29 protein-coding genes and 1 pseudogene are annotated in these 21,782 nt (G+C 70.5%); 4 read left to right on the forward strand and 26 right to left on the reverse strand.

Translation table 11 applies throughout. The features are described 5' to 3' along the window. Positions 1-62: 62 nt before the first annotated feature. A complete protein-coding gene (locus ONA70_RS00050; protein WP_265004199.1) occupies positions 63-782 on the forward strand; it encodes an alpha/beta fold hydrolase in 720 nt (239 codons plus the stop codon). Between the two features lie 513 nt (positions 783-1,295). Here ONA70_RS00050 and ONA70_RS00055 read toward each other — a convergent pair. Further along, complete coding sequence (locus ONA70_RS00055) at positions 1,296-2,447, reverse strand: IS630 family transposase (protein ID WP_265004200.1); 1,152 nt, start codon at positions 2,445-2,447, stop codon at positions 1,296-1,298. 66 nt (positions 2,448-2,513) lie between these two features. Between ONA70_RS00055 and ONA70_RS00060 the strand changes: the two genes are divergently transcribed. After that, positions 2,514-2,864, forward strand: a complete 351-nt coding sequence (locus tag ONA70_RS00060; protein ID WP_265004201.1) for a hypothetical protein — start codon at positions 2,514-2,516, stop codon at positions 2,862-2,864. Here ONA70_RS00060 and ONA70_RS00065 read toward each other — a convergent pair. The 3 genes from ONA70_RS00065 to ONA70_RS00075 all read right to left on the reverse strand — a co-directional run bounded on the left by ONA70_RS00065 (position 2,861) and on the right by ONA70_RS00075 (position 4,645). Further along, positions 2,861-3,295, reverse strand: a complete 435-nt coding sequence (locus tag ONA70_RS00065; RefSeq protein ID WP_265004202.1) for a nitroreductase family deazaflavin-dependent oxidoreductase — start codon at positions 3,293-3,295, stop codon at positions 2,861-2,863. The genes ONA70_RS00060 and ONA70_RS00065 overlap by 4 nt on opposite strands. Positions 3,296-3,478: 183 nt before the next feature. Then, positions 3,479-3,628 carry a hypothetical protein gene (locus tag ONA70_RS00070; protein WP_406601120.1) on the reverse strand — a complete coding sequence of 50 codons (150 nt, stop codon included), beginning with the start codon at positions 3,626-3,628 and terminating at the stop codon, positions 3,479-3,481. A gap of 648 nt (positions 3,629-4,276) precedes the next feature. Next, complete coding sequence (locus ONA70_RS00075; RefSeq protein WP_406601122.1) at positions 4,277-4,645, reverse strand: GNAT family N-acetyltransferase; 369 nt, start codon at positions 4,643-4,645, stop codon at positions 4,277-4,279. A 73-nt stretch (positions 4,646-4,718) separates the two neighbouring features. Between ONA70_RS00075 and ONA70_RS00080 the strand changes: the two are divergent. Then, positions 4,719-5,032, forward strand: a pseudogene (locus ONA70_RS00080) (transposase); the annotation flags it as partial. Positions 5,033-5,213: 181 nt separating this feature from the next. Here ONA70_RS00080 and ONA70_RS00085 read toward each other — a convergent pair. Continuing rightward, the gene (locus ONA70_RS00085) at positions 5,214-6,032 is read right to left on the reverse strand and encodes a cadmium resistance transporter (protein WP_265004204.1); all 819 of its coding nucleotides are present in this window, start codon (positions 6,030-6,032) and stop codon (positions 5,214-5,216) included. 589 nt (positions 6,033-6,621) lie between these two features. Between ONA70_RS00085 and ONA70_RS00090 the strand changes: the two genes are divergently transcribed. Next, positions 6,622-7,320, forward strand: coding sequence for a hypothetical protein (locus ONA70_RS00090; protein ID WP_265004205.1), 699 nt, complete (start codon positions 6,622-6,624; stop codon positions 7,318-7,320). A gap of 5 nt (positions 7,321-7,325) precedes the next feature. On the opposite strand, the gene ONA70_RS00095 is transcribed toward ONA70_RS00090, so the two are convergent. The 21 genes from ONA70_RS00095 to ONA70_RS00195 all read right to left on the reverse strand — a co-directional run bounded on the left by ONA70_RS00095 (position 7,326) and on the right by ONA70_RS00195 (position 21,725). Then, entirely contained in the window at positions 7,326-8,381 is a 1,056-nt protein-coding gene (locus tag ONA70_RS00095; protein ID WP_265004206.1) for a tyrosine-type recombinase/integrase, read from the reverse strand. Then, positions 8,371-8,868, reverse strand: a complete 498-nt coding sequence (locus tag ONA70_RS00100) for a hypothetical protein (protein ID WP_265004207.1) — start codon at positions 8,866-8,868, stop codon at positions 8,371-8,373. The genes ONA70_RS00095 and ONA70_RS00100 overlap by 11 nt, the downstream gene beginning before the upstream one ends. A 341-nt stretch (positions 8,869-9,209) precedes the next feature. Continuing rightward, positions 9,210-9,701: a hypothetical protein gene (locus ONA70_RS00105; protein WP_265004208.1), complete on the reverse strand. Its 492-nt coding sequence runs from the start codon at positions 9,699-9,701 to the stop codon at positions 9,210-9,212. Between the two features lie 16 nt (positions 9,702-9,717). Then, positions 9,718-10,140, reverse strand: a complete 423-nt coding sequence (locus tag ONA70_RS00110) for a hypothetical protein (protein ID WP_265004209.1) — start codon at positions 10,138-10,140, stop codon at positions 9,718-9,720. Continuing rightward, positions 10,130-10,396, reverse strand: a complete 267-nt coding sequence (locus ONA70_RS00115) for a hypothetical protein (RefSeq protein WP_091331518.1) — start codon at positions 10,394-10,396, stop codon at positions 10,130-10,132. The genes ONA70_RS00110 and ONA70_RS00115 overlap by 11 nt, the downstream gene beginning before the upstream one ends. Then, positions 10,393-10,542: a DUF6011 domain-containing protein gene (locus ONA70_RS00120; RefSeq protein ID WP_265004210.1), complete on the reverse strand. Its 150-nt coding sequence runs from the start codon at positions 10,540-10,542 to the stop codon at positions 10,393-10,395. Before ONA70_RS00120 ends, ONA70_RS00115 begins: the two co-directional genes overlap by 4 nt. A 3-nt stretch (positions 10,543-10,545) precedes the next feature. Beyond that, the gene (locus ONA70_RS00125) at positions 10,546-10,815 is read right to left on the reverse strand and encodes a hypothetical protein (protein ID WP_265004211.1); all 270 of its coding nucleotides are present in this window, start codon (positions 10,813-10,815) and stop codon (positions 10,546-10,548) included. Next, on the reverse strand, positions 10,815-11,297 hold the full coding sequence (locus ONA70_RS00130; protein WP_265004212.1) for a hypothetical protein: 483 nt from the start codon (positions 11,295-11,297) through the stop codon (positions 10,815-10,817). The genes ONA70_RS00125 and ONA70_RS00130 overlap by 1 nt, the downstream gene beginning before the upstream one ends. A gap of 416 nt (positions 11,298-11,713) precedes the next feature. Next, a complete protein-coding gene (locus ONA70_RS00135; RefSeq protein WP_265004213.1) occupies positions 11,714-11,893 on the reverse strand; it encodes a hypothetical protein in 180 nt (59 codons plus the stop codon). A 133-nt stretch (positions 11,894-12,026) separates the two neighbouring features. After that, a complete protein-coding gene (locus tag ONA70_RS00140) occupies positions 12,027-13,115 on the reverse strand; it encodes a ParB/RepB/Spo0J family partition protein (protein WP_265004214.1) in 1,089 nt (362 codons plus the stop codon). Positions 13,116-13,216: 101 nt separating this feature from the next. Next, entirely contained in the window at positions 13,217-13,450 is a 234-nt protein-coding gene (locus ONA70_RS00145; protein ID WP_123243096.1) for a hypothetical protein, read from the reverse strand. A gap of 235 nt (positions 13,451-13,685) precedes the next feature. Further along, on the reverse strand, positions 13,686-14,651 hold the full coding sequence (locus ONA70_RS00150; protein WP_265004215.1) for a recombinase family protein: 966 nt from the start codon (positions 14,649-14,651) through the stop codon (positions 13,686-13,688). 326 nt (positions 14,652-14,977) lie between these two features. Beyond that, on the reverse strand, positions 14,978-15,367 hold the full coding sequence (locus ONA70_RS00155; RefSeq protein ID WP_265004216.1) for a hypothetical protein: 390 nt from the start codon (positions 15,365-15,367) through the stop codon (positions 14,978-14,980). A 12-nt stretch (positions 15,368-15,379) separates the two neighbouring features. Further along, entirely contained in the window at positions 15,380-16,414 is a 1,035-nt protein-coding gene (locus ONA70_RS00160; RefSeq protein ID WP_265004217.1) for a DUF2637 domain-containing protein, read from the reverse strand. A 136-nt stretch (positions 16,415-16,550) separates the two neighbouring features. After that, the gene (locus ONA70_RS00165) at positions 16,551-16,841 is read right to left on the reverse strand and encodes a hypothetical protein (protein ID WP_265004218.1); all 291 of its coding nucleotides are present in this window, start codon (positions 16,839-16,841) and stop codon (positions 16,551-16,553) included. A gap of 72 nt (positions 16,842-16,913) precedes the next feature. After that, positions 16,914-17,153: a hypothetical protein gene (locus ONA70_RS00170; protein ID WP_265004219.1), complete on the reverse strand. Its 240-nt coding sequence runs from the start codon at positions 17,151-17,153 to the stop codon at positions 16,914-16,916. Positions 17,154-17,258: 105 nt separating this feature from the next. Then, positions 17,259-17,573, reverse strand: a complete 315-nt coding sequence (locus ONA70_RS00175) for a hypothetical protein (protein ID WP_265004295.1) — start codon at positions 17,571-17,573, stop codon at positions 17,259-17,261. A gap of 71 nt (positions 17,574-17,644) precedes the next feature. Next, entirely contained in the window at positions 17,645-18,181 is a 537-nt protein-coding gene (locus tag ONA70_RS36640; RefSeq protein WP_141722635.1) for a hypothetical protein, read from the reverse strand. Next, complete coding sequence (locus ONA70_RS00185; RefSeq protein ID WP_265004220.1) at positions 18,178-19,266, reverse strand: ATP-binding protein; 1,089 nt, start codon at positions 19,264-19,266, stop codon at positions 18,178-18,180. The genes ONA70_RS36640 and ONA70_RS00185 overlap by 4 nt, the downstream gene beginning before the upstream one ends. Positions 19,267-20,432: 1,166 nt before the next feature. After that, on the reverse strand, positions 20,433-20,735 hold the full coding sequence (locus tag ONA70_RS00190; protein WP_265004221.1) for a hypothetical protein: 303 nt from the start codon (positions 20,733-20,735) through the stop codon (positions 20,433-20,435). A 63-nt stretch (positions 20,736-20,798) separates the two neighbouring features. After that, positions 20,799-21,725, reverse strand: coding sequence for a hypothetical protein (locus ONA70_RS00195; protein ID WP_265004222.1), 927 nt, complete (start codon positions 21,723-21,725; stop codon positions 20,799-20,801). Between the last annotated feature and the right edge of the window lie 57 nt (positions 21,726-21,782).

Genomic DNA, 21,782 nt, shown 5'->3' on the forward strand with positions numbered 1-21,782 from the left:
GCCGTCGCCCGGAGGCCAACATGGCAGAAACGAACACCCCGCCCAGTAGGGAAGGAAACCACATGAATGGCCGACCGAACATCGTCCTCGTCCACGGCGCATGGGCCGACGGCTCCTGCTGGAGCGGCGTTATCGAGCGCCTACAGGCAGCTGGCTACCACGTGACGGCCCCACAGTTCCCCCTGACCTCGACGGCCGATGATGTCGCCCGGCTACGCCAGGTCCTGACCTTGCAGGACGGCCCAACGATCGTGGCCGGGCACTCCTACGGGGGCCAGATCATGACCGCCCTGGGCACCGACGCGCCGAACGTGGTCGGGCTGGTGTATATCGCGGCTTTTGGGCTGGACCAAGGTGAATCGCTTGGCGCGCTGCTGTCACAGGGACCCACACCGCCGGCGCTCGCGCACCTGTTCACCGACAAGCAGGGCTTCATATGGCAGCAGCAGGACGACTTCGTCCAGCACTTCGCGGCCGACGTCGACCCGGTCCAAGCCAAGGTGATGCACGCCGTGCAGCAGCCAACTGCCAGTTCAACTTTCTCGGAAGCGATGGGCGTGCCGGCCTGGAAGTCGCTACCGTCCTGGTACCTCATCTCCACTCAGGACCAAGCGATCCCACCGGACGCGCAGCGCATGTTCGCCAACCGCATGGGCGCCACCACCAGCGAAGTCCCTTCCAGCCACCTCCCGATGGTCTCGCACCCAGACGAAACGGCACAGCTCATCAAGACCGCAGCCGAAACCCGGACCGCAATGCCGGCAGGTCAAGCAGGCAGATGACAACGAGCCACAAGCGGCGCGGGAGCCCTGGGGCGGGTATGAGGCCGGGGCGCGGCGCCCGGGGTCACAGAATCCGGGCCGCACCGTCGGCCGTACGGTCGACTCCGGGCCTCCCAATCGGCGGATGTGTTCGCCGCCCTCGCGGTCAGACGCGGGTCGCCCAGTGCCGGCCAGAACGATCATTCGGCGGGTCTCGGGTGAGAATCCGCCGACGGACACGCGCAGCTCGCTCTACGTACACGTCATGCACCTTCGGCGAGCGTTGGCTGCTCTACCTGCGGACGCGGCACCAGGCCGGGGCATCAACGGGGTACCGGTTGACGCCAAGCCTGAGTGGTCAGATCTGCATCGGCTCGCTTCGCTGATGAACGCGATCATGGAACGCTGGCCGACGATGCGCGACCAGTCGAACTGGCGGGTGTATCCCTCGAACGTCACCAGGACCTCGCTGACCGGTCTTACGGGTCTGGGCTACGCCCGCCTAAGTGCTCATTGCCGTTAATTCGTCGGGGGTCACGCGGCGGTGGGTAGGGGCGTGTGGGTGGCGAGGCGTTTGAGGAGTGCGTCAAGATCTTTCTTGGTGTATCGCCAGTTGAACGGTCGTGCGCCGAGGTTGTAGTGGTCGTGGAACGCCTCGAGCCGGTTCTCGACGTCGGCCAGGTCGTAGAAGTCGTTGGGGGTGACGACCTTGCGCTGCACGATGGAGAAGTAGATCTCCACTTGGTTCAGCCAGCTGGCGTGCAGCGGGGTGTGCACCACGGTCGCGGTGGGCCACGCCGCGGTCATGCGGTCGATGGACGCCTGTCCGCGGTGGGAGGAGCCGTTGTCGACGATCCAGAACACCCGCCGTGCTGAGGCGTAGGGTTCGCGGGTCATGACCTGCTCGACCAGCCGCGCGAACGGGGCCAGGCCGGTGGTCGGCTCGCAGCGGCCGTAGACCTTGCCGCGGTGCACGTCGAGTGCGGCCAGGTAGGCCAGGGCTCCGCCACGGTCGTACTCGTGCTCCACCCGCATCAGCCTCGACCGCCCCGGGGGCAGGGTCGGGTGGCAGCGGCAGCGGGCCTGGACGGAGGTCTTCTCGTCCGCGCTGATCACGAACTCGTCGGCGCCGAGCGCCTGGCCCTGCCATGTCCGCGCGTAGAGGTCGAGCACCCGGTCGGCCTTGGCGGCGAAGTCAGGGTCCCGCGGGAAGATCCACGACCGGTGCTGCCAGGGCTTGATCACGTCAGCGGCCAGCCAACGTGCCACCGTGGAGCCGGAGATGTCGGCGACGATCCCCGCGGTGACCGCCTCGCCGGCCAGCTCGGCCGCGCTCCAGCGTGACAGCGGCACCCCGTGGTCGGCCGGCAGTTCGCAGGCCAGGGCCTTGACCTGCGCCTGCTGCACCGGGGTGAACACCGGCGGGCGGCCGGGCCGGTCCGCGTCGGCCAGCCCTTCCAGCCGGCGTTGCCAGAACCGCCGCCGCCACTTGCGCACCGTGTCCACGTGCACGCCGTGGCGGGAGGCGATCGCCGTGTTCGTGACGCCGTCCGCGGCGGCCAGCACGATCCGTGCCCGCAGCACCAGCCGATACGCGCTGGTAGACCGGCGCGTCAACGCCTGCAGCGCGCCACGTTCATCAGGATCGAGGGCGATCACGTAGGGGCTTGTCGGGGGCATCGGCATGTTCTGCCACCCCACACGCCGCAGCGCCCGCACCGACACGCCGCCGGGTGCGGCACTATGGCAGTCGTGGCCAAGCCTCCGCCCGAGTCGACCAAGACCTCGCTACGCCAACGCCTGGGCGCTCACGCCCGCACCCACTGGCCTGCCCTGACCACGGTGTCGGTGCGCTACCGCGGCGTGTTCGCCTACGTCGACGGACGACTCGCCGACGGCACCACCCTGCCCCTGTTCCGGCTGCGCTACGGCGGCTACGCCAACCAGTGGGGCTTCGCGATCTACCTGGCCAGCAAGGACGGATACGAAGACTCGTTCCTGCCCAGCGGCCACACCGCCGGCACCCCAGAAGAAGCACTCGACTGCGCCTGCGGCCTCTACCTCAACGACCCCACCGCCTGGACCCAACCCCCGACGAATTAACGCCGAGCAGCACTAAGTTCGAGCACAGGAATGGTGCGGACTCCAGCAGTTTGGCGTGCGTACTCGGCAAATCCTGGGTACCGCCGCGCTTGCTCGGCGTAGACGCGGTCGCGTTCAGCGCCGGTCAATTCGCGGACGGCCACCTTGTATGTCTCGGTTCCGCGTTCGACATTGCCGACACCGGCGGCGGCCAAGTTGTGGTACCAGTCCGGGTTGGTGGGCGCTCCACCCTTGGTTGCGAAGACGTAGATGACGTCCGGCTCGGCTTCGTGCGGGAGGTACATCGTCGGGTTGACGTACTCCCGCCCGCTCTTGCGGCCGCGGTGATGCAACAGCACCAGTGGAGCGCCCTCGAAGTTCCCGCCAACCCTGCCCTCGTTCGCTCGGAACTCCGCGATGGTCTTCGCGTTCCAGTCGAGCGTGTCGCTCATGTCGAACTCCAGTCATTCACGATCTCTGGGTATGCGCTGGGACCGGGTGACAGAAGGCCCGACGGCCGTTCCCGGCAATCATGCCTTTGACCTGGTACTTCATGGTAGCTAGGCCCTCATCGCGCAACTGAGTGGAGACGAGCAAACCGGCCGGCTACGACGCCTTTGCGCGGTGTCCACTGCTCAAGTTGGGTCCAGCTCGGCGAGGGCGTCAGGCGGCAGGGCCAGGGCCGCGCCGGCGATGTTCTCGCGCAGGTGGGCGACCGACAAGGTGTCCGGGATAAGCATAATGCTCGGCGAGTGCTGCAGCAGCCAGGACTGGGCGACCGTCATCGAGACCGTCTGGATAGCCTCGTGTTGCTCGATACGACACGTGGGCGGTCGGGTCGGCGGAGGATCCAGCAGCGAGGTTGGCCGAGTTTCGTCGGGACTTCTACCGGTGTCTGGCCGCGTCGGGCGGGCGCGTTGTTCGAGCTCACCGACGCGCTGCTGTGCTCGGGTGGGCCGGTGACCCCCTGACCGAGGCCCGCCACCCGGCTCCAGGACGGCGCACCGTCTAAAGACTGCTCCGACCTCGCCGCCGGCCTCTGGAGCAGGACGATGACCATCAGCCAGACGCCGTCATTGAAGCCCGAAATATCGATCCCGTAGTGGATCGAGCCAGGCGAGCCGTTGGACTGCGGGCTTGATGGGGGCGCCGATGGTGGTGGACAGCAGTTAGGGCTCACCAAGCCGCCGGCCCACACTGACGCGACCTCCCCGCTCGTAACGTCGATCAACGACCACGCTGAGTCTGCTTGCCGCGTCCACGCCGGGGAGCTTCGCTAGGGTGCTCCGTGCGGCGGTCAACACGCCGGTTAGTGACGATTGTCCCAGCCGTCCGCCGCGCCGACTTGGTCCGCCGCCCAGGAATCCCCTGTTCGTCTGCGCTTGGACCGCGCATTCGGCGCCATGCCGACGGCGTCGCGACGTCCGCCTCGATCAATCCGCGACGCGGCTCCGGCTCTGGTAGACGAGGTCCTGATAGTCGGGGTGACGGGCGATCCAGCCCGCATAGAACGGGCAAGTCGGCAGCACAGGGAGGCCGGCCGCGCGCGCTTCGTCCAAGGAGGTTCGGACGAGTGCGGCGCCGATCCCCCGGCCCTCGTACCGGGGATCCACCTCTGTGTGCACGAATGCGATCAAGTTGCTCGTTCGGATGTACTCAGCGAACCCCGCCAGTGCGCCGCCGAGGCGGGCCTCATAGCGCTTCTCGGCAGGATTGTCGGTGACTTCGAGGGTCTCGCTCATCAGGCTTCCTTCGGGTCGAGGGTCTCGCTGTGCGCCCCGAACTGAGTTCCGCTGGGGCACGTGCAACGACAACCGCCCTTCCGCCGATTTTCATCCCGACTCCGTGTCCTCGACTGGGTTGCGACGCAGGGGTCTTTTTGTGCTCTACACCGGGATCGCGTGGGAGTTCATGCTCAGGAACTCGGGTTCGGGTCAGGGATGACCTGCTGGCGGCGGCTACGGGATTGGAACCACGCCGGCGTGTGGCAACGACTGCACGAAGTGCTGCTGGGCAAGCTCCGCGCCGCCGGTCAACTGAACATGTCCCGGGCGGTGATCGACGGCCTCCCACATCCGGACGCTCAAAGGGGGCTCAAAACCGGCCCGAGCCCGGTCGACCGCCGCCGCCCGGGCCCGAAACTCCACGTCATCACCGACGCTGGCGGCATCCCCCTCGCCGCGACCCTGCGGTCGACCCCGGCAGCGACGGAGCGGATCTAGGCCGATGCATGCGCCAGCAGCAAGCCGAGCAGACCCAGGGCCAGGGTGATCGGATCGTATGTCCGGTAGGGTGCTCCACCTGGCCGCCCTGGCCCTGGCCCGCTCCAGCGACGTGAGGGGCGGCGGAGGGCAGCCTGCAGGAGGGGTGTTAGATCAGCCGGGCGAGAACCCCGGACTTGAGCACGATCACGGCACCGATCAGCATGAACACGCCCGGCACGATCCAGTGTCCGAACCGTTCGACGACGTCGACCACCCTGCGGTGGGAGCCGAGCCAGGATCCCGCCAGGCACCAGACAGCGACCCCGACAGCGAACACGGCGACCGTGACCAAGCTGGCGGTGACGCCGATCGTTCGGAACATGGGGGTGTAGACGGAGATGTTGTCCGCGCCGTTGGCCACCGTGACTCCGACCACGGAGGCCAGGCCAGCAGCCACAGCCGGAGTGGGCAGCTCCTCGTCACTCCGGCTGCGGATCGCCCCGATGAGGCCCCGCACGCCGAGGCCGAACGGGACCAGGCCCAGCAAACCCACCCATTGGTCAGGGATGAGCGTCAAGCCGAGGGCGGCCACGGCCGAGGCGGCAACCAGGGCTGCGACCCCGACGTACTGGCCCACCCAGATCTGCCACGGATGAGGCTTTCCCGACGCCCGGGCAGACAGGAACAGCACGGTCAGGACGATGATGTCGTCGATGTTCGTGCCCGCGAACACCCCGACCGCAGCGGCGAGGGTCCCGACAAGATCTCCCACGGCTAGGCACTGTACGGCCCAAACGGGAAGCAGGCAGAGGGCGGAAGAATCGGCGGGCGCGCGACGCCAGGAAGCAGCAGCAACCAATCGAGCGGCAAGCTCGTCGGCGGGTGCGTTGAGGCAGACAAGTCGCCTCCGCAGGCTGCGCTGCGTGAGGTAAAGGACCAGCTGGATCGAACGGTAATGCTGGGCCGGCTGGTGGTGGTTGGTCAACTGGGTGCCGCCGCAGCACGCTATCCCGCCGGGCATGCTGGCTGCGGATCTCCGGAACAGACGGTTTCGGCGGGCGGCTGTGTCTGAACCTTCAGCGCCTGACCCTGTGGGCCTGCTCGACCTCGTGGCCCGCTGGGCCATCAAGCTCGTCCAGCGACCCGAGACCGCAATTGCCGTTGTCGCCGGCATGACACGACCTGCCCACCTACACGGCGGACAGCTCGTCCGCCCACTCGTCCCTGCCGTCCTGCCCACCCGCGCCCGACACCGATGGCAACACTGAGCCGGGCCATCGCCTCGACATCCAGCCATGCCAGGGAATGGTCGTGGCCGGGTCCTCGGCAGACGGCCGGCATCGAGTAGGCGGCCGGGGTGAGCTGCCGCTACCCGCGCCCGCCCGGTGAATGCGCCGGTTCGAATCCCGCCAGCCGGTGCTGCTCGCTGCTCTCGTCACCCACGACCTGCTCGTCGTACACCCAGTCACCCTGTGGTGCGGGCGGAGGCTCGCTCGACGCCCTGCTGCCAGATCTGCCGGCGGGGAGCAAGTCGGGGTCCCAGCGGGGCGGGTGGTTGCCGGCATACTGCTGACATGGCTGACGGGCTCCATGGACCGAATGTCGTCCGCGCCGGGGAATCTTCCCTCCTTCTCGTGGGGGTCAGCGGCGGTCAGGCGGTGCACCTCGTGCGCCGCCACGAGCAAGCGGAGCCTGGTCGCGGTGCCGTGCCCGACTACTTCTTCGACCCGGCGAACAGCGACCGGGAGGAGGCCCTGCGCCGGTACGACATCGCGGCGCTGCGGGATCCGGTGTGGGCGAACACGACGATGTGCGGTCGGATCTGGGCGGTGATGGTCGGCGGTGACGGTGGAGCGCTCAGCAGGTACCGTGAGCTGGCGTTCGCGCCGACGTGCCGGCGCTGCCTGACACTGATGGATCGCCTGTTCCCCGCGCCAGCCGTCGACCAGCGGGTACCGGTGGTCGCGCAGCTCGTCTTCGAAGCCGTACACAAGCACGGATACGCGGAGGTGCGGGGCGTGCCCGGTGATCAGCTCGCCGTTCTACGGAAGGCGATTCGGTCGCTGATCAGGCAACGGACGGGCCACCCGAGCGAGACGCTCGTGCACGGTGACCTCCTGCGTGTGGTGTGTGAGCCGCTGGGAGACCCAGAGGCTGAGATGCGGGCAGCTGCGGAGGCGATCGACGCCGTGCTGTTCGGGAAGCAGCCGCTGCCGTCGGTGCGATCCGACCGGGATTGGGTGGTGTCCTGGAGCGCGTGGGCGCAGCCATAACAGCCTTACCCGCCGCCAGCGAAACGACCGCCGCCTACCCCGAAGGGGCGCGTGGAGGCGAGTGGGTGTGGTTCGCTCGTCATGGCGGCGAGGGCGGCGGCGACCGCGTGCAGGTCGGCCTTGATGTAGGTGGTGGTCGCGGGACCGCGGCGGTCGGTATGGCCGGCGTAGGCACGCGCGATGCCGTAGCCGAAATGGCGTTCCACCCACGTCAGGGTGGTGTGCCGCAGCCAGTGGGTGGAGATGCCCTGCGCGGCGACCCACGACAGGCGTTCGCCGATGCGTTTCCAGAGGTGGTCGTAGCGGCGGCTGGTAATGGGCTGGCCGTTGCGGTAGCGCAGCAGCCGGTCGGTGGGCAGGACCGCACCGCGAGCCTGGGCGTGTTCCTGTAGGCGGACGGCCAGGATCGGGGTGATGGGTTGCCAACGCAGGGTGCCGCCCTTCTCCGTGAGGCGGACCAGGGCGTGTCGGGTGTCCAGGTCGACCAGTCGGAGGGCGAGGGCGCCGCCGCGTCGGCAGGCGGTTTCGGTGTGCAGGCGCAGCAGCAAGGCGTCGAGGATGACGTCGTTGCCGCTGGTACGCGCGACCACGTTGATGTCCTGCAGTTCCCCGGGCGTGAGGGCGCGGCGGGGATTGGGCAGCCGGCGTGGTTTGGCGACCCGATGGGCGGGGCTGTCCGCGGCGGTGAGGTAGCCGTCGGCGATGGCACGGCGGTAGACGGCGCGGGCGGCCGCGATGACGTGCTCCCCGGCATGGCGACCCTGCCGACCGGTGCGTCGGGAGCGGGCGGTGGCGGTGACCTGGCGCATGAGGGCTTCGATGTCGCTGGCGGTCACCTCGTCGAGCCGCAGGTGTCCGAGGGTGCCGGCCATGCGGTTCCAGTAGGTGCCGTAGGTGCGGCGGGTGCCCGGGCTGGCCGCGGCCGCGACCCGCGGCAGGTACTCGGCGAGCGTCGGCATGCGGCGCGACGGTTCGGGGTGGGTGGCGAGGTCGGCCGGGGTGAGGCCGAGGTGGGCCAGGATCTGCCGGGCGGTGACGATGCGTGACGGATCAGCCGGCATGAGAGGGGCCTCCGAGGACGGCGGCGTGCAGGTCCGCGAGGAGCCGCGTGATGGTGTTCGAGGGGTGCACGACGAGCAGATCGCGGGCAGGGATCGCCGCCAGCAGCACCACCTGGTGCGAGGTGATGCCGCACATCTGCCGGGCCGCGACGGGCAGCGGGAGCGCCCCGCGGGCGCCGACGGCGTGCGTGCCGTCGGGTGCGGCGGTGATCAGGAGAAGGCCGTCGGTGACGTCGGTGTGGAGGCGGTGACCGGACGGCCAGCCCAGCACCCGTAGCAGCGCCCGGGCGGCGACCCGGCCGTCGGCGTCCGGGCGGGCCACGTCGAAGACGATGTCCTCGACCGGTTCCCGCGCAGCTGGAAGCGGTGCGGGCAGCTCCGGCATTGGAGCCGGTGGTGGTGCCGGGCGAGGAAGCGGGGTGGGGATGACCGCGCCGATGATCTGCTCGTCGAGGCGTCGGCGGGGTGGTTGCCGGGCGGCCGTCATGGTGACCGCCGCAGCCGTTCGCGCGGCCTCAGCGCGTGGCGCTGAGAGCCCTGATCTTCGGTGTTTGCACGGCTGCTACGCGGTGCCCTCATCGGGAGCCACCACGGTGGTGAGCTCCCGTGATCTGGCACGAAGAGTGGTGTCCGAGGGGGGACTTGAACCCCCAGGCTGCGGACCTCTGACCTGCGCCAATCGTATCCGGCCTGCTCAGCTTGTGTCTACTCGTGCTCCATTGTGGCCGCTTGTAGCCCTCTGTTCCCCGCCGTGATCCCCCCGGGATCACCGTTGATCTTGCCCAAGCGAAGGGGGCCGGCCCAGCGGACCGGCCCCCAGCTGTACGGCTACGGTCGCTCAGCGACCCCGTGCACCGTGTCGGCCGCGTCGACCGGCACCTCTTCCCACATCCAGTGGCCGCCCATCACAACGTACCGGCCGTGCTCGTCCGGCTCGATGCGCAGGTCCTCCTCGCCGAGCGCCTTGCGCTCGACCACGATCACGTCGCCTTCCCAGCGCATCGGCGGCACGTCCTGGTCCAGGTACCGCTCCAGCTTGTCGCCGGACAGCCCCGAGTGCGCCAGCAGCACCCGGTTGTGCCGCCGGGACATCTCCTGGTCGGTCACGATCGCCTCGGCCACCTCGCGGACGCAGGACCACACCGCCCAGCCGTTCCACCGCTTCACCAGCGTGCCGGCGTACGCCGACTCGAACCGGCGGCCACCGTCGTAGGGGTACTCCAGCCACTCCCCCGAGAAGTACCCGGACTCGCCGGGCTGGAGCGTCACATCGAAGTCGAGCGGCACGCTCGCCTCCGGTCGGTCAAGAGTCAGTTCCACGTGAACTCCTTCGTCGTCAGAACAAGGTCGCTGCCGGCGTTTCCCGCCGCCGGTCCAGCTCGCGTACTTCGTTGCCGGTCTGGTCTTCCCACCACGCCGCGAACATGCGCCGGTGGCACCAGTTGTCCGGCGGCGGCACGTTCAGGTCGCAGAAGCACAGCAGGACGAGGCGGTCACTGCCGGCCGCGTCCGCGATCTCCGCCAGCTGTTCGGAGATCAGGTCCACCCCGGCGGCCTCCAGCCGCTCCAGGTAGATGTGCCGGTACGGCCCCTCCTGCATCCGCAGCATCCCGTACGTCGGCGCGAGGAGCCGGGCGAACCCGGCGACGTCGTACGGCAACTGGAACCGGGGCTTCCCGACCGTCGTCCGGACGGGCGCGCCCTGGTCGGGCCTGAACCGCTGGTAGCGGTTCGTGAACAGCTGCAACTCAACCTCCATGTTGAGGCTCTTCGTGGTCGTCGTAGAGCTTCCCGATCAACGGGACCAGCTCGTCCAGGTGAGCGCCCAGCGCGTCCAGCGCGGACGCGACCACCGACGGCGGACCGTGGACGGTCAGCAGCTCCAGCCACTCGATCGGCTCGCCGTTCCCGGCGTCGGCTCGCTGGCTGTCCGGCAGCGGCGGCAGCGGCATCTTCGCCGTCGCCTCCACCATCGGCACGTAGATCCCGCCCTCGTGCCTCAGGATCACGCTCACGCTGCTCCTCCCGTCGCTAACAGCCGCTTGCGGCGGCACTTCGGTCCGACCCGCTCGGCGCGGGCCCGCGGCGTCCGCAGCGGACGTCCGCAGTCCTCGCACTCCACGGGCTCCTCGTCGGGGCTGGCCGCTACCTGGTCGGTCATCGGCTACCTCCCTCCTCGCAGCCGGGCGGCGATCCCCCGGCACCATCTGCGGTCGACCCCGAGCCGTTCGGCCACCTCGTCGGCGCTGTAGCCGTCGACGAGGTACCTCGTGGCCAGGGTCGCCACCCGGTCGTCGATCGGCGGGGCGTCCGCCGGCGGCCGGGTCCCCATCGGCCGACCCCGGCGCGGCGGCGGCTCGGCCCCCGTCTCGCGCCGGGTGGCGCGGGCCCGGGCCAGCGCCCGGTCCCGCGCCGTCTGCGGCTCGTCGGCCACTACGCCGCAGCCTTCGCCCGGTGCTGGCCCTTGTCCGGGGCCGGCATCGGCACCACCGCGACGACTTTCTGCCGCTCGGCCATCCACTGCCCGCCGACCCGGGCCAGCCGCTCGACCAGCTCGTCACGCAGCTTTGCCGCGCCCTCGACGTACTTCTTCAGGTCGTGCAGGACCCGGCGGGCCAGCGGGTCGCCGGCCTCGGCCTCCGCCTTCGCCCGCGGGAGCAGGTACCGGTGGTGGGCGGCCAGCTCCATGTCGGCGACGTCGCAGGCGAACGCGATCCCGCGCACCTCGGCGCCCTTGTGGATCGCGTCGACCACGGCCTCGGCCAGGTCGCGGGCGTCGCGCTCGTCCAGGCGCAGCCCGATGTCCTTCCCGGCTGCGAGGAGCACGGCGGCCGCCGTCTCCCGCACCGCCAGGTAGCCCGGCAGGGCCGCCTTCACCTGCCGGGCCTGCTCTTCCTGCTGGGCCGTGAGGCTCATCGCGCCTCACCCCTAACCAATACGTGGCCGCAGTCGAGCATTGCGGCCGTACAAGTTGCGGACACAGTTGTCCCCCTCTCCGTTCGGTTTCGGCAGCTGGGCTGCCCTGACTTCCGCGACGAGCGCCGGACCGGCATGGGTGTCGAACACCGCGCGTCGGGCGACCCGGAAGGCCGCCGGTCCGAGCGGGACCGCGTTCAACATCCGCGCCTGCCGGTACAGCTCGGCCTGCGCTCGCCGCATCGACTGCCGTAGGCGGGCCGACCCGGACGGCAGCGGCCACGCCCACAGGACCCTGACCACTCGTCTCGCACCGATCGCCTCCAACAGTCGAGGGTTGTACATAAACATTGTATCGGACAGGACACGTACGGTCAAACTGCGACCGTATAGCCTGCGGGCACGACGAGGCCGCCTCACAGGTTCAAGGCCCGCCGCTGGCCGTCGGAGAGCACCGCGCGGGCCTTGTCCACCAGCGGCCCGCCGTCGCAGGCCAGGCACAGCACCACCGGGTCCCGGTCGCCGCGACGCACGCGGACCCGGCCGCGCCGGCAGACCCCGCACGGCGGCAGGTCGATCGGCCCGACGACCGGCATCAGAGTGCTCCACGCGAACAGCCGTCCACGCCCGGAGCATACGCACTCCCATTGCGCCCGCACAGGTATCGCCGGAACGCGGGACGCCCCCCGGGTCAGCCCCCGGGGCGTCCACTGTCACCGGCCGCTCAGCTCAGTGCTGGCACACCGGGCAGAACCCGGCCTCGTCGACCGCGCTGCCGTGGCCCTCCCACGTGCAGTTCGGGTCCACCTTGATCGGTCCTACCGACGTCACGTCGACGACCGCGGCCGGCACCTGCACCACAGCCTCCGGGTCCAGCTCCACCGTCACCGACGCCGCCAGGGCCTGCGCCTTGCGCAGCTTCGCCGACACCTTCCCCGCCGCCGTCCGCAGGTGGTCGACCCGCTGCCGGTACGCCGCCACGCCGCCGTCGGCGCCCGCGAGGACCTTCGCCAGCTCCTCCGCGTCCATCGCCGCCAGCTCGGCCAGGATCTCGCCGGCCGCCGCCAGGCGGTCGATCTTGCTGACCACCTTCTTCCGCTTGGCGACGACCTCCGCCTGCTTCTCCTCGCTGTGCTCTTCCTCGTCGATCTGGAAGAACCCCGCCTGCTCCTCAGCCAACTTGCACGCCTTCGCGAACTCCTCGGCGTCCCGCGCCGACCTGAACTCACCCCGCGCCCACTTCACCAGGAACCGCCGCTGCTGGTCGGCCGACAGCCGGCACACGTACCAGGCGACGCCCACCTGCAGCTGCCCCTTGGCGACGAGCTGCTTCGCGTCGTCGATCAGCCCGAGCAGGTCGATCCGCCACCCGATGTACGGCTGGCTCTTGCCGAACAGCTCGGCGATCCGCTCAGTCTCCCAGCCGGCCTGCGCGAGGCGTTGGTAGGCGGCGGCCTCCTCCATCGGCGTCATGTCCTGCCGGTTGACGTTCTCCGCCACCTGCGCGATGAACGCCGTCTCGTCGTCCATCTCCCACACCATCGCGTGCAGCTCCTCGATGCCGCCCTGCTGGGCGGCCCGCCAGCGCCGCTCGCCGACGACCAGGCGGTACTGGCCCGCCTTCGCCGTCTTGCGCACGGCGACCGGCTGGAGTTGGCCGAGCTTCTGCATCGATGCCGCCAGCTCGGCCAGCTCCTCCTCGGTGAACTGCTTGCGCGGCTGGTCCGGGTCCGCCTCGATCTTGGCGACCGGGATGGTCCGCACCACCGGCCCCTTGTTGCCCTTCGCCGGCCGCTTCGCGGTAGCAGTCGCGGTCATCGCTTCCTCCACAGTGAACGAGTACCAAAACGTACACATTCATTGTAGTCGAAAAACGATCTTGGCGTCAATAATCTATGTACGGGTGACCGTGGAGCGCATCACGCAACAGCGCAGGCCAGAGAGGCGAGGAGCGTCGGGGCCAGGGGGCCGGCCGCCACGTAGCCCGCGCTGCGGCGCACCACCCGGCGGGCAATGCTGGGCAGCTCGACCGGCGCCGGCCGCAGCACCTCTGCGACCTTCTCCACCTGCTCATCGCTGAGGTCGGCGTCGTCCGCCCGGCCGGATGCCAGCTCGGCCTCGATCCGCTCCGCCAGCTTGTGGATCTCGATCATGCGCTTGCGATGCAACGTGCAGCTCCCCGTCCGTCTCGATGCGCTAGCCATCCCACTGTGACCCCATAGGGCGGGCGACTTGAGCAGGGCCATTGAAAGATCGAACGAAGAGGATCATAGGCACGCCGAAACGGAGCGCAACAGATCAACTGTCCACAGTGAAAGAAGATTCCCGAATTCTGGTTACATGGGACGCCTTCGAGCCGATAGTCCGTTGTGGAGCAGTATCACTCCACTACTTCCACACGAACTCGAGCCGGTCGAGGTCGAGCTGCGACGCACCGGCCCGGGTCGCCGGCTTCACGATGATCCGGTCCAGGACGAGAGCCAGCAGCTCGCGGCGCCGCTCCAGCGGGGCGTCGACCCACCACTCGGACAGGCCCTCCGGCGTCGTCGCCGGCAGCGCCTGCAACCGCGCCGCCTGGGCGATGCGCTCGCGGACCTGCTTCTGCTCGCGCTTCGCTTCGGCCTCGATCGCCGTCAGCGTCACCAGGCTGATCTCCCGCCGCGCGTACGCCTGGCCGGCCTCGGCCAGGCGGTCGTCGATCGCCTGGAGCACCCGCTCCATCGTCGCCGCGCCGTCCTTCGCCGAGCCGACCGCGCGCTCCAGCCGCGCCCGGATCTTCGGCGACGCCAGCCGCGCCAGGGCCCGGGCGGCGACCTCCTCCTCCAGGCTCTCCGCCGCGATCCGGATGCGCCCGCACCCGTAGCTAGGGCTGCCGGCCCGGCACACGTACCCGCGCTTGCCGCTGTTGCTCGGCTGCGTGTACAGCGGCTTCCCGTCGATGTTCGTGCCGGTCCCGGCCTCGTCGGGCAGCGGGTACCCGCACACCAGGAACCCGCCGGACAGCAGGTACTTCCGCTGGTTGGTCGCGTGCGGCTGCTTCCGCTCCGGGGCGTCCAGCAGCGCCAGCAGCTTCTGGTGCGTGTCCCGGTCGATGATCGCCGGCCACGGGGCGTCGCCGACAACCTCGCCGTGGTACGTCTTCAGGCCCGCCAGCCGCGGGTTGCGCAGCAGCCGCGACAGCGACTGCTGGGTCCAGGGCCGCCCGGCGGACGTCGCGACCTCGCGCGCCCGCAGGTCCGCGACGACAGACCGCATACTGTCCCCGTCGAGGACCCGCTTCACGACCTCACGGATCACCGTCGCCTCGGCGTCGATGATCTGTCTGCCCGTCTCGTCGTACCCGTAGCACCGCACCGTCTGACCCCCACACGAAAGGCCGGCCTGAACTCGACCGGCCTATAAGCTAGCAGTGCCCCATAGCACCGTGCTACGTACACGCGCATAGGAGTTACCAACGCGTAACTGTCGCGTCCCGGACACCGTACCCCCCTACCCCGACGGCGCAACCCCGACACGAAAGGGCCCGGCACCCCCTGACATGGGTGCCGGGCCCTCTGCTCGTTACCGGGCCGGTCAGATTGCGCTGTCCCCCGACGGCTCTGCTGACCGGCCCAGCGATCCGAGCGACTCCCTGAGATGAAGCCGGTCACATTCAACCACTGCGACCGGATGGATCGCCACTACAGCGAAACCCAGCGGTCGCCCTCGCGGTACTGGATCTCGACGCAGCCGTAGTTCGGCGTCCCGAAGTCGTACAGCGGCCCGAAGTCCTCCTCGCCGCCCGGCTCCCCCGCCGTCCAGATCAGCCCCTCGTACACCACGCCGCGCTCCCCCGGGTCGACGTCGGCCCGGTCGCAGTCGACGTCGCCCTCGTCGAGCATCCGCCACGGCCGGCCCACGGTCCGGGCCCGCTCGACCATCTCGTCCGTCGCCTTGCCCGGCCCGGCCGTCCCGACCTCCGATTCGCCGCCGCGCAGCTCGTGGGCCCGGTCCCGGGTAATCACCCAGGCGTACGGGCTGTCGTCCCACTGCGCCGCCCGCTCGGCCGCGATCATCGCCATCGACACCATCTGTCTCTCCTCCTACTCGACCCCGGCGCCGACCGGCAACCGGGCGTCCTGCTGGTCGGTTTCGCCAGCGACATCGCCGCCGGCCTCCTGCTCGGCCTGGAGCTCCTTCCGGGCCTCCGTGATCCGGTTCCGCCCCCACCGCTCGCTCCGCTTGAAGCGATCGCCGAGCGCCTTGCCGGTCAGCGGCTCCCCGGCCGCCAGCGAGTCCCGCCACACCTTCCGCGCCGCCGCGTTCTCGTCGGCACCGTCCGCCGGCACCCGGTACGGGTCCGGCGGCGGCACCGGCTGCCGGGCCGGCCACGGCTCCGGCGGCACCACCACGTCGAGCGACGGCAGCGGCACCCGCGCCGACTGCGGCACCGGCTCCGGGTCCGGCGGCTCCGGCACGGGCTCCGGCTCGGGCTCCGAGTCCGGGTCCGGCGGCACCGGCTCCGGCTCGGGCTCGGCAGCACGCGGCACCGGTACGGGGTGCGGCACCGGCACGGGCTCCGGCACGACGGCCGGCGGCACCGGCACCGGCTCGGGCTGCGGCACCGGGGGCGGCGGCACCGGGGCCGCGGCGACGGCAGCCGGGAACGCCTCCTGCTCGGCAGCACGGGCCACGGCGGCGGCACGCACGGCCGCGTCCGCCTCGCGCCGCTGCTGCGACAGCACCACCAGCCCGATCGACGCCACGACCACCAGGCCGTCGACGGACAGCGGCAGCGTGCTCGCCGTCAGGCCGTCCTCGCCGTACTCCAGGGCCAGGCCCTTCATGTGCCGGTAGCTGGCCAGCGCCGCGACCCCGGCGACGATCACCGTGCTGGCGACCTGCACCCGCCGCAGCCGCTTGTGCCGCGGTGCCGGCACCCGCGTCATCACCTCCGAGCACAGCAGCAGCGCCAGCGGCGCCCAACCGGCGACGGCACGGGCGACGCCTCCGGCACCGGCGTGCGCGATGTTCGCCGCCAGCGATGCCGCGATGCCGGCACCGAACGCCAGCCACACCGACACCCACGCGCCCTTGCTCGGCCGCTCCGGCACGTCGACCTTCTCCACGTGAACCATGCCGGCCTACCCGGCGGCCTCGGCGGCACGGCCGCCGGTCGGCAGTGCCGGCACGTCCGGCACCGTCTTGCTCTCCATCGGTTTCCCCTCCAACAGGTCGAGGCCGCCCGGGGTCCCGGGCGGCTCTCCTCGGTCGTCACAGGCGGGTCAGCGTCTCCCCCACCAGCTCGCCCCGCTCGGCCACCGCCCGCTCGTGCTCGTACAGGTGGCCGGCGCACAGCAGTCGCTCCTGCGTCCACGGGTCCAGCTCCAGGCCCTCCTCCGGGTCGAACAGGCACAGCCCGCCGTCCCCGCACTTCTCGCCGTCGTGCTCGATCACCACGCGGGCGACCGCGGCGCCCGCGCACGGGCCGTGGTCCTCCTCGGGCACGAACTCAGCGTTGAAGGTCGGGATCACCAGGCGCTCGGTGCAGATCAGGTCGCTCATGTCTCTCCTCAGGTCAGGGTCGGGTCGGGCACGAAGAAGGCGGGCGCGCTCGAGGCGCGCCCGCCGGCTCGGTCAGCGGTACTGGTTGAGGGTCAGGGTGTACTCGCGGCCGTCGGTCAGCCGGATCACGACCCCGTTGTCCCGCGTCATGAAGCCCGCGTCGGCCAGCGTCTGGATCTCGCGCATCTCGACCGGCTCGTTGTCGTCGTCGGTCAGCGGCTCGTCGCCGGCCGACTCGGCGGCCATCTCCAGGTCCAGGCCCTCCAGGGCGACCATCAGGGCGCGCTCCAGGATCTCCTCGTAGCTCAGCATCTCGGCTCTCCTAACAGGCATGATGGGGCGGAACGTACAACTTCATTGTATGCGGACGGCAGTCTCGCATACAAGTTTTATGTACGCTCCGGGCCGTGTAGCGGGTCACACAGGCCGCGACTCGGGCCGCTCCCCCAGCCGCCGCGCGTCCAGCTCGGCCGACGCCTCCAGCAGCCACGCCGGCGGGCCCGGCCGCCGGCCGGCGGGGCGCGGCAGCGCCCGCCCGCCCGGCGCGGTCCGCTCCCGCCCGCAGCCCCGGCAGTTGGTCGTCAGCCACACCAGGCCGCCGCCCTCCGGCACCGAGCCGTCGAGCAGCCCGCCGCAGGAGTCGCACACCCCGACGGGGCCGGCCTCGGCGGCGGCGGCGAACGCCTTTACGTCGACCAGGCCCTCACGGACCAGCCGCGCGTCGATCGCCACCGCCCACCTCCCCGGCTCCGATGTGGAGCGGGGCCGGGCGAAGGTCGCCCCCCGCCCGGCCCCGCACCCGCTCACTCCTGCTCGGCCGCCGGCAACGCCAGCAGCTCCGGTAGCGCCAGCCGACCGTCCCGGTAGGCCGCCGCCACCTCCTCCCGGCCGCCCTTCTTGAAGGTCAGCGTCGTCGACGGGGGCGGCGGCTCCGCGACCTCCACGAAGTCGAGGACCCGGCCCGTCTCGCCGTCGACCACCGTCCCGTCTTGCTCGACACGCATCCGGCCGAGCAGCGCCTTGCGGAACGCCGGCCGCACCGTGTCGACCGGCGCCGGGACGGTCGTCTGCACCTCGGTCGGGTGCTCCAACCTGCACCAGTCGACGAACTTGCCCTCGTCGACCACGAAGCCGGTCTTCGGTTCGGTCAGCGTCACCTGCGCCACGGCCGCGCCGTAGCCCGGCAGCCGGACCTCGATCGTCGTCACGCCCAGCTCGCCGTTCAGCTCCACCAGGCTGCTGTCGGCCTCGGCCCGCGCGGCGTCGTACGCCTTGCGCACCTCGTCCATCAGGGCCTTCAACACCGCTGCCCGCATGGCCTGCTGCTGCACGGCGCTCACCGGGCCGCTCCCGCCGTCTCGGGCTGCCGGCCGTTGGCCCGCGCCATCCGCCCGGCGTCGCGGACCTGCTGCGCTCCAGCCTCCTCCGACGCGTCGGGGTCGGACCTGCGCGCGCCGGCCGCCTCGGTCAGCGCGTTGTCGAGCTGGGTGCCCGGGGCCTCGGCCGCTCGCCGCGCGGCGGCGATCTCCGCGCCCCGCGCGTTGAAGGCGTCCCGCAGCTTCTGCGTCTTGCCGAGGCGCTGCGCCCGCTGCCACAGCACGGACAGGTCCTCGCGCGACGCGCACGCCGCCAGGGCCTTCGGCCAGTCGAGGTCCTTCGGCGGCTCGCCGTTGTCCAGCCAGTCGAGCAGCTGGTGGCCCAGCTCCGCGTCCGGCTTGTGGATCACCTGGTCGGACAGCGCCACGCACCGGCTCTTCGTCACCCGCAGGTAGTGGTCCTGGTCGAGGTCGCCCACCAGGTCGAACTCGTACTCCAGCCCGTCGCGCTGGTCGGGCTGCATGCCCAGCTTGGATACCTGCTTCTTGCCGTCGCTGCCCTCGGTGATCTCGTACTTCTGCTTCGATCGCAGGCACACCACGACGTGCCCGGGGAAGCTCATCAGGGCCTCGATGTACGCCCGCTCGATCGGGCGCACGTCCTTCCAGCCGTCCATCGACCGGCCGCCGTGGTTGCGGGCGAACAGGTCGACCAGCTCCAGGATGCCGCCCGGCCCGAACCAGTAGTGCGACGCCGAGTCGAGCATGAAGCCCGTGAACCCGGCCACGGCCGCCTCGTCGATCAGCTCCACGAGCTGCCGCGGGTCGTACCGCACCGGGCTGATCTTTGAGAACCCGTAGCCGCCCGCCTCGTCCGGCGTCATGTCGCCGACGCCCGGCAGCTCCGGGTTGACCGCGTACTTGTCCGCCGAGTCCCGCTCGGTGTCGACGAACGCGATCCGCTCGATGCCGTCGGCGACGGTCTGCGCGCCGGTCAGCGTGTAGAGCAGCTTCAACCCCGTCAGGGTCTTGCCGGCACCGCTCGGCCCGGCGAGGGCGACCCGCGCCTTCGCCTTCTTCCGGCTGGCTGGCATGAACCTCGAACTCATGTCGTTCCTTTCCACGTGAACGAACGTCCTACATAGACTTTATACGGTCGCCGTCGAACACTGCGACCCGACACCTACGGCCGACGAAAAAGCACCCGCGCAGCCCGCGCAAGCCTCACTCCCGACAGCGGCCGGCAGGCCGCAGTCCGGGTACCGGCAGATCACCGGCTCGGCCAGCTCGGTGCAACCCGTGCCCTCGCGGTGCCGCCAGTCGTCTCCGGCGGCCACGAGCACGCCGCTGCACGTCGCGCACTGCGCGACGTCGACCGGCGCGAGGTACACCCTCACTCCCCGATCACTCTCCTTCCCTTCTCGGGCACGGCCCGCAGCGCGGGCCCGTGCAGCGGAGCCGACTTCCTGCACCCGGGATGGGCACATGCGCCGTTCGGCCCCTCGACGTACCGGTGGTCGACACCGCTCGCGGCACGGCGCCCAACCGGTTCCATTGGTTCTCTGTATGTATTGAGTCCGCGTGGCGGACTAACTCGGTCCGTCTGGCGGACTAGCTCTAGTCCGCGTGCCGGACCAACTTGGCCCTTCGCTGGTCCGTCCACCGGACTACCAGACCCGGGCGATTCGGGCGCGGCTGGTCCGGCACGCGGACCAACTACCCCTTTCTCGATGAGCACGCGCAGAAGGTCCGGCGGCACGTCCAGCCGATAGCACGTCTTCGCTTTCTTGCGCCGGGCGTCCGCGACCGTCGGCCGCTCGCGCCACACCCACTTGCGCTCCGGGCGCTCCTCGCCGTCCTCCCCGTCCTTGCCCTCCAGTCGGTTGAGCCACTTCGTGACCGTCGACCGGACCATGCCCGTCGCGTGCTGGAGATCGGTCAGGCTCGGCGTGAACCGCTCGGGGATCATCGCCGTCTTGGGGTCGCACCAGGTGAGCAGCGTCAGGACGAGGTGCCGACCAGGAGGCTCCAGGTCGCACTCCTTGCTCCTGACCGCGCGCTCGACCGTCCACCGGTCCACCATGCAGGCGGCCTCTCTGTGCAGCGCCGCCAGCGCACCGTCGCCCGAACTGGCGTACGATGCGCTTGCGACCCGTTCTTCTCCGTTCCGGGTTCACCTTCGACCCCGCCAGATGACCGCCTGGCGGGGTCGGTGCGTTTTCCGGCACCCTACACCGGATGTGTAGGGCCGCAATGGGATCGGCGCTGCTCATCTCTACGCCGCCTCGTCGTCGGCTTCCAGGACGTCCCACGGGTCCCACACGATCTTCCGGTTGGTCTTCTCGGCCCAGGCGTAGATCGTCATGAGCTTCCACTGCGGGTTGTTGCTGACCTCGCCGTCCTCCTTGGGCAGCTGGCCCTTCGACCGCCACTGATACGGCGTGTTGTCCTTCACGCCGAACATGCGAACCAGCTCCTTGAGCCCCACCATCGAGGGGATCTCCACCGGGCCCGGCGTCATCAGGTCGGCCGCGATCCGCCGCGTGACCGCCTTCAACTTCGCCTGGTTCACCTTCACTGTTCCTCTCCTCCCACGGCCGAATGCCATACAACGTCAATGTACGGCACCCGCCGGGGACGGTCAGGCCGCCACCCGGGCGGCGGCGTACGGCGCGCTGCGCAGCAGGTCCCGCGCCAGGTCGAGGAGCGGGCAGCGATCCAGCAGGTGCACCCGCCCGTCCGAGAAGATCGACGGCGGCTCCAGCGGCACCTCGTCCAGCAGCCGCACCGCGAACTCCCGGGCGATCTCCTGCGCCACCGTGTCGTGCATCCACGTCGGCTCCAGCGCCCACCGCACGCCCTGCTCGGACAGCTTCGCGGCGACCCACCGGCTGGCCATCGGGTTGCGCCCCGCGTTGGCGACCAGCAGCACCAGGTCACACTGCCGGGCGACCTCGACCTGGCCGGCGTCCAGCGCCCGGTCCAGGTCGACCACCTTCACCTCGGCGGCGTGCCGCTCGACCGCCCGCAGCGGCCGGAACGACTCGTCGACCACGCGCAGTTCGTCGGCCGGCGTGCCCAGCCGGTCGTCCACGCCGGCACGCCCGACCGCGTCGACGAGCAGCGTGCGCCGCCCCTCCTCGGCCGCGACCAGCCCCAGCGCCACCGCCAGGGACGTCGCCCCGGCGCCGCCGTGGCCGCCGACCACGCCGATCCGCACCTCGGCCGCCTGGCCGTTGGCCGCCTCGGCGACCAACTGCCAGACGGCCTGCGCGCCGGTCGGCAGGTGGTACACCGGCACGTCCGGGTACTCGGCCTGCCAGCCGCGGGCGGCGGCGGCCAGCCGGTCACCGTCCAGCTTCTCCGGAGCGACGACCACCATCCGCGGGTGCGCCGGCATCCCGGCCGCCAGCGTCAGCACGCGGGCGTCGACCAGCACCAGCGGCGCGCCGCGCCACTGCGCGACGGCCGGCTTGCCGACCACGACGTCCACTTCGGCGTCGCCCAGGGCGTCCACCACCTCGTCCACGAACTCGTGACCCCAGGCCACGACCAATGCCTTGCCCACTCCAAACCTCCTGATAGGGGCAGCGATACGTACAAAGACATTGTATAAAAGTCGGGC

The sequence above is a fragment of the Micromonospora yasonensis genome (genome assembly GCF_026013475.1).
Taxonomy (GTDB): domain Bacteria; phylum Actinomycetota; class Actinomycetes; order Mycobacteriales; family Micromonosporaceae; genus Micromonospora; species Micromonospora yasonensis.

What these genes read in the sequence shown, in the direction of transcription:
- ONA70_RS00120 (WP_265004210.1), bottom strand. Translation starts at nt 10,542, where the DNA reads ATGACCGACCAGGTAGCGGCCAGCCCCGACGAGGAGCCCGTGGAGTGC.
- ONA70_RS00095 (WP_265004206.1), bottom strand. Translation starts at nt 8,381, where the DNA reads ATGCCGGCTGATCCGTCACGCATCGTCACCGCCCGGCAGATCCTGGCC.
- ONA70_RS00055 (WP_265004200.1), bottom strand. Translation starts at nt 2,447, where the DNA reads ATGCCGATGCCCCCGACAAGCCCCTACGTGATCGCCCTCGATCCTGAT.
- ONA70_RS00155 (WP_265004216.1), bottom strand. Translation starts at nt 15,367, where the DNA reads ATGGTGTCGATGGCGATGATCGCGGCCGAGCGGGCGGCGCAGTGGGAC.
- ONA70_RS00170 (WP_265004219.1), bottom strand. Translation starts at nt 17,153, where the DNA reads ATGCTGAGCTACGAGGAGATCCTGGAGCGCGCCCTGATGGTCGCCCTG.
- ONA70_RS00140 (WP_265004214.1), bottom strand. Translation starts at nt 13,115, where the DNA reads ATGACCGCGACTGCTACCGCGAAGCGGCCGGCGAAGGGCAACAAGGGG.
- ONA70_RS00165 (WP_265004218.1), bottom strand. Translation starts at nt 16,841, where the DNA reads ATGAGCGACCTGATCTGCACCGAGCGCCTGGTGATCCCGACCTTCAAC.
- ONA70_RS00090 (WP_265004205.1), top strand. Translation starts at nt 6,622, where the DNA reads ATGGCTGACGGGCTCCATGGACCGAATGTCGTCCGCGCCGGGGAATCT.
- ONA70_RS00145 (WP_123243096.1), bottom strand. Translation starts at nt 13,450, where the DNA reads ATGATCGAGATCCACAAGCTGGCGGAGCGGATCGAGGCCGAGCTGGCA.
- ONA70_RS00110 (WP_265004209.1), bottom strand. Translation starts at nt 10,140, where the DNA reads ATGGAGGTTGAGTTGCAGCTGTTCACGAACCGCTACCAGCGGTTCAGG.
- ONA70_RS00070 (WP_406601120.1), bottom strand. Translation starts at nt 3,628, where the DNA reads ATGACGGTCGCCCAGTCCTGGCTGCTGCAGCACTCGCCGAGCATTATG.
- ONA70_RS00160 (WP_265004217.1), bottom strand. Translation starts at nt 16,414, where the DNA reads ATGGTTCACGTGGAGAAGGTCGACGTGCCGGAGCGGCCGAGCAAGGGC.
- ONA70_RS00185 (WP_265004220.1), bottom strand. Translation starts at nt 19,266, where the DNA reads ATGAGTTCGAGGTTCATGCCAGCCAGCCGGAAGAAGGCGAAGGCGCGG.
- ONA70_RS00065 (WP_265004202.1), bottom strand. Translation starts at nt 3,295, where the DNA reads ATGAGCGACACGCTCGACTGGAACGCGAAGACCATCGCGGAGTTCCGA.
- ONA70_RS00130 (WP_265004212.1), bottom strand. Translation starts at nt 11,297, where the DNA reads ATGAGCCTCACGGCCCAGCAGGAAGAGCAGGCCCGGCAGGTGAAGGCG.
- ONA70_RS00135 (WP_265004213.1), bottom strand. Translation starts at nt 11,893, where the DNA reads ATGCCGGTCGTCGGGCCGATCGACCTGCCGCCGTGCGGGGTCTGCCGG.
- ONA70_RS00050 (WP_265004199.1), top strand. Translation starts at nt 63, where the DNA reads ATGAATGGCCGACCGAACATCGTCCTCGTCCACGGCGCATGGGCCGAC.
- ONA70_RS00100 (WP_265004207.1), bottom strand. Translation starts at nt 8,868, where the DNA reads ATGACGGCCGCCCGGCAACCACCCCGCCGACGCCTCGACGAGCAGATC.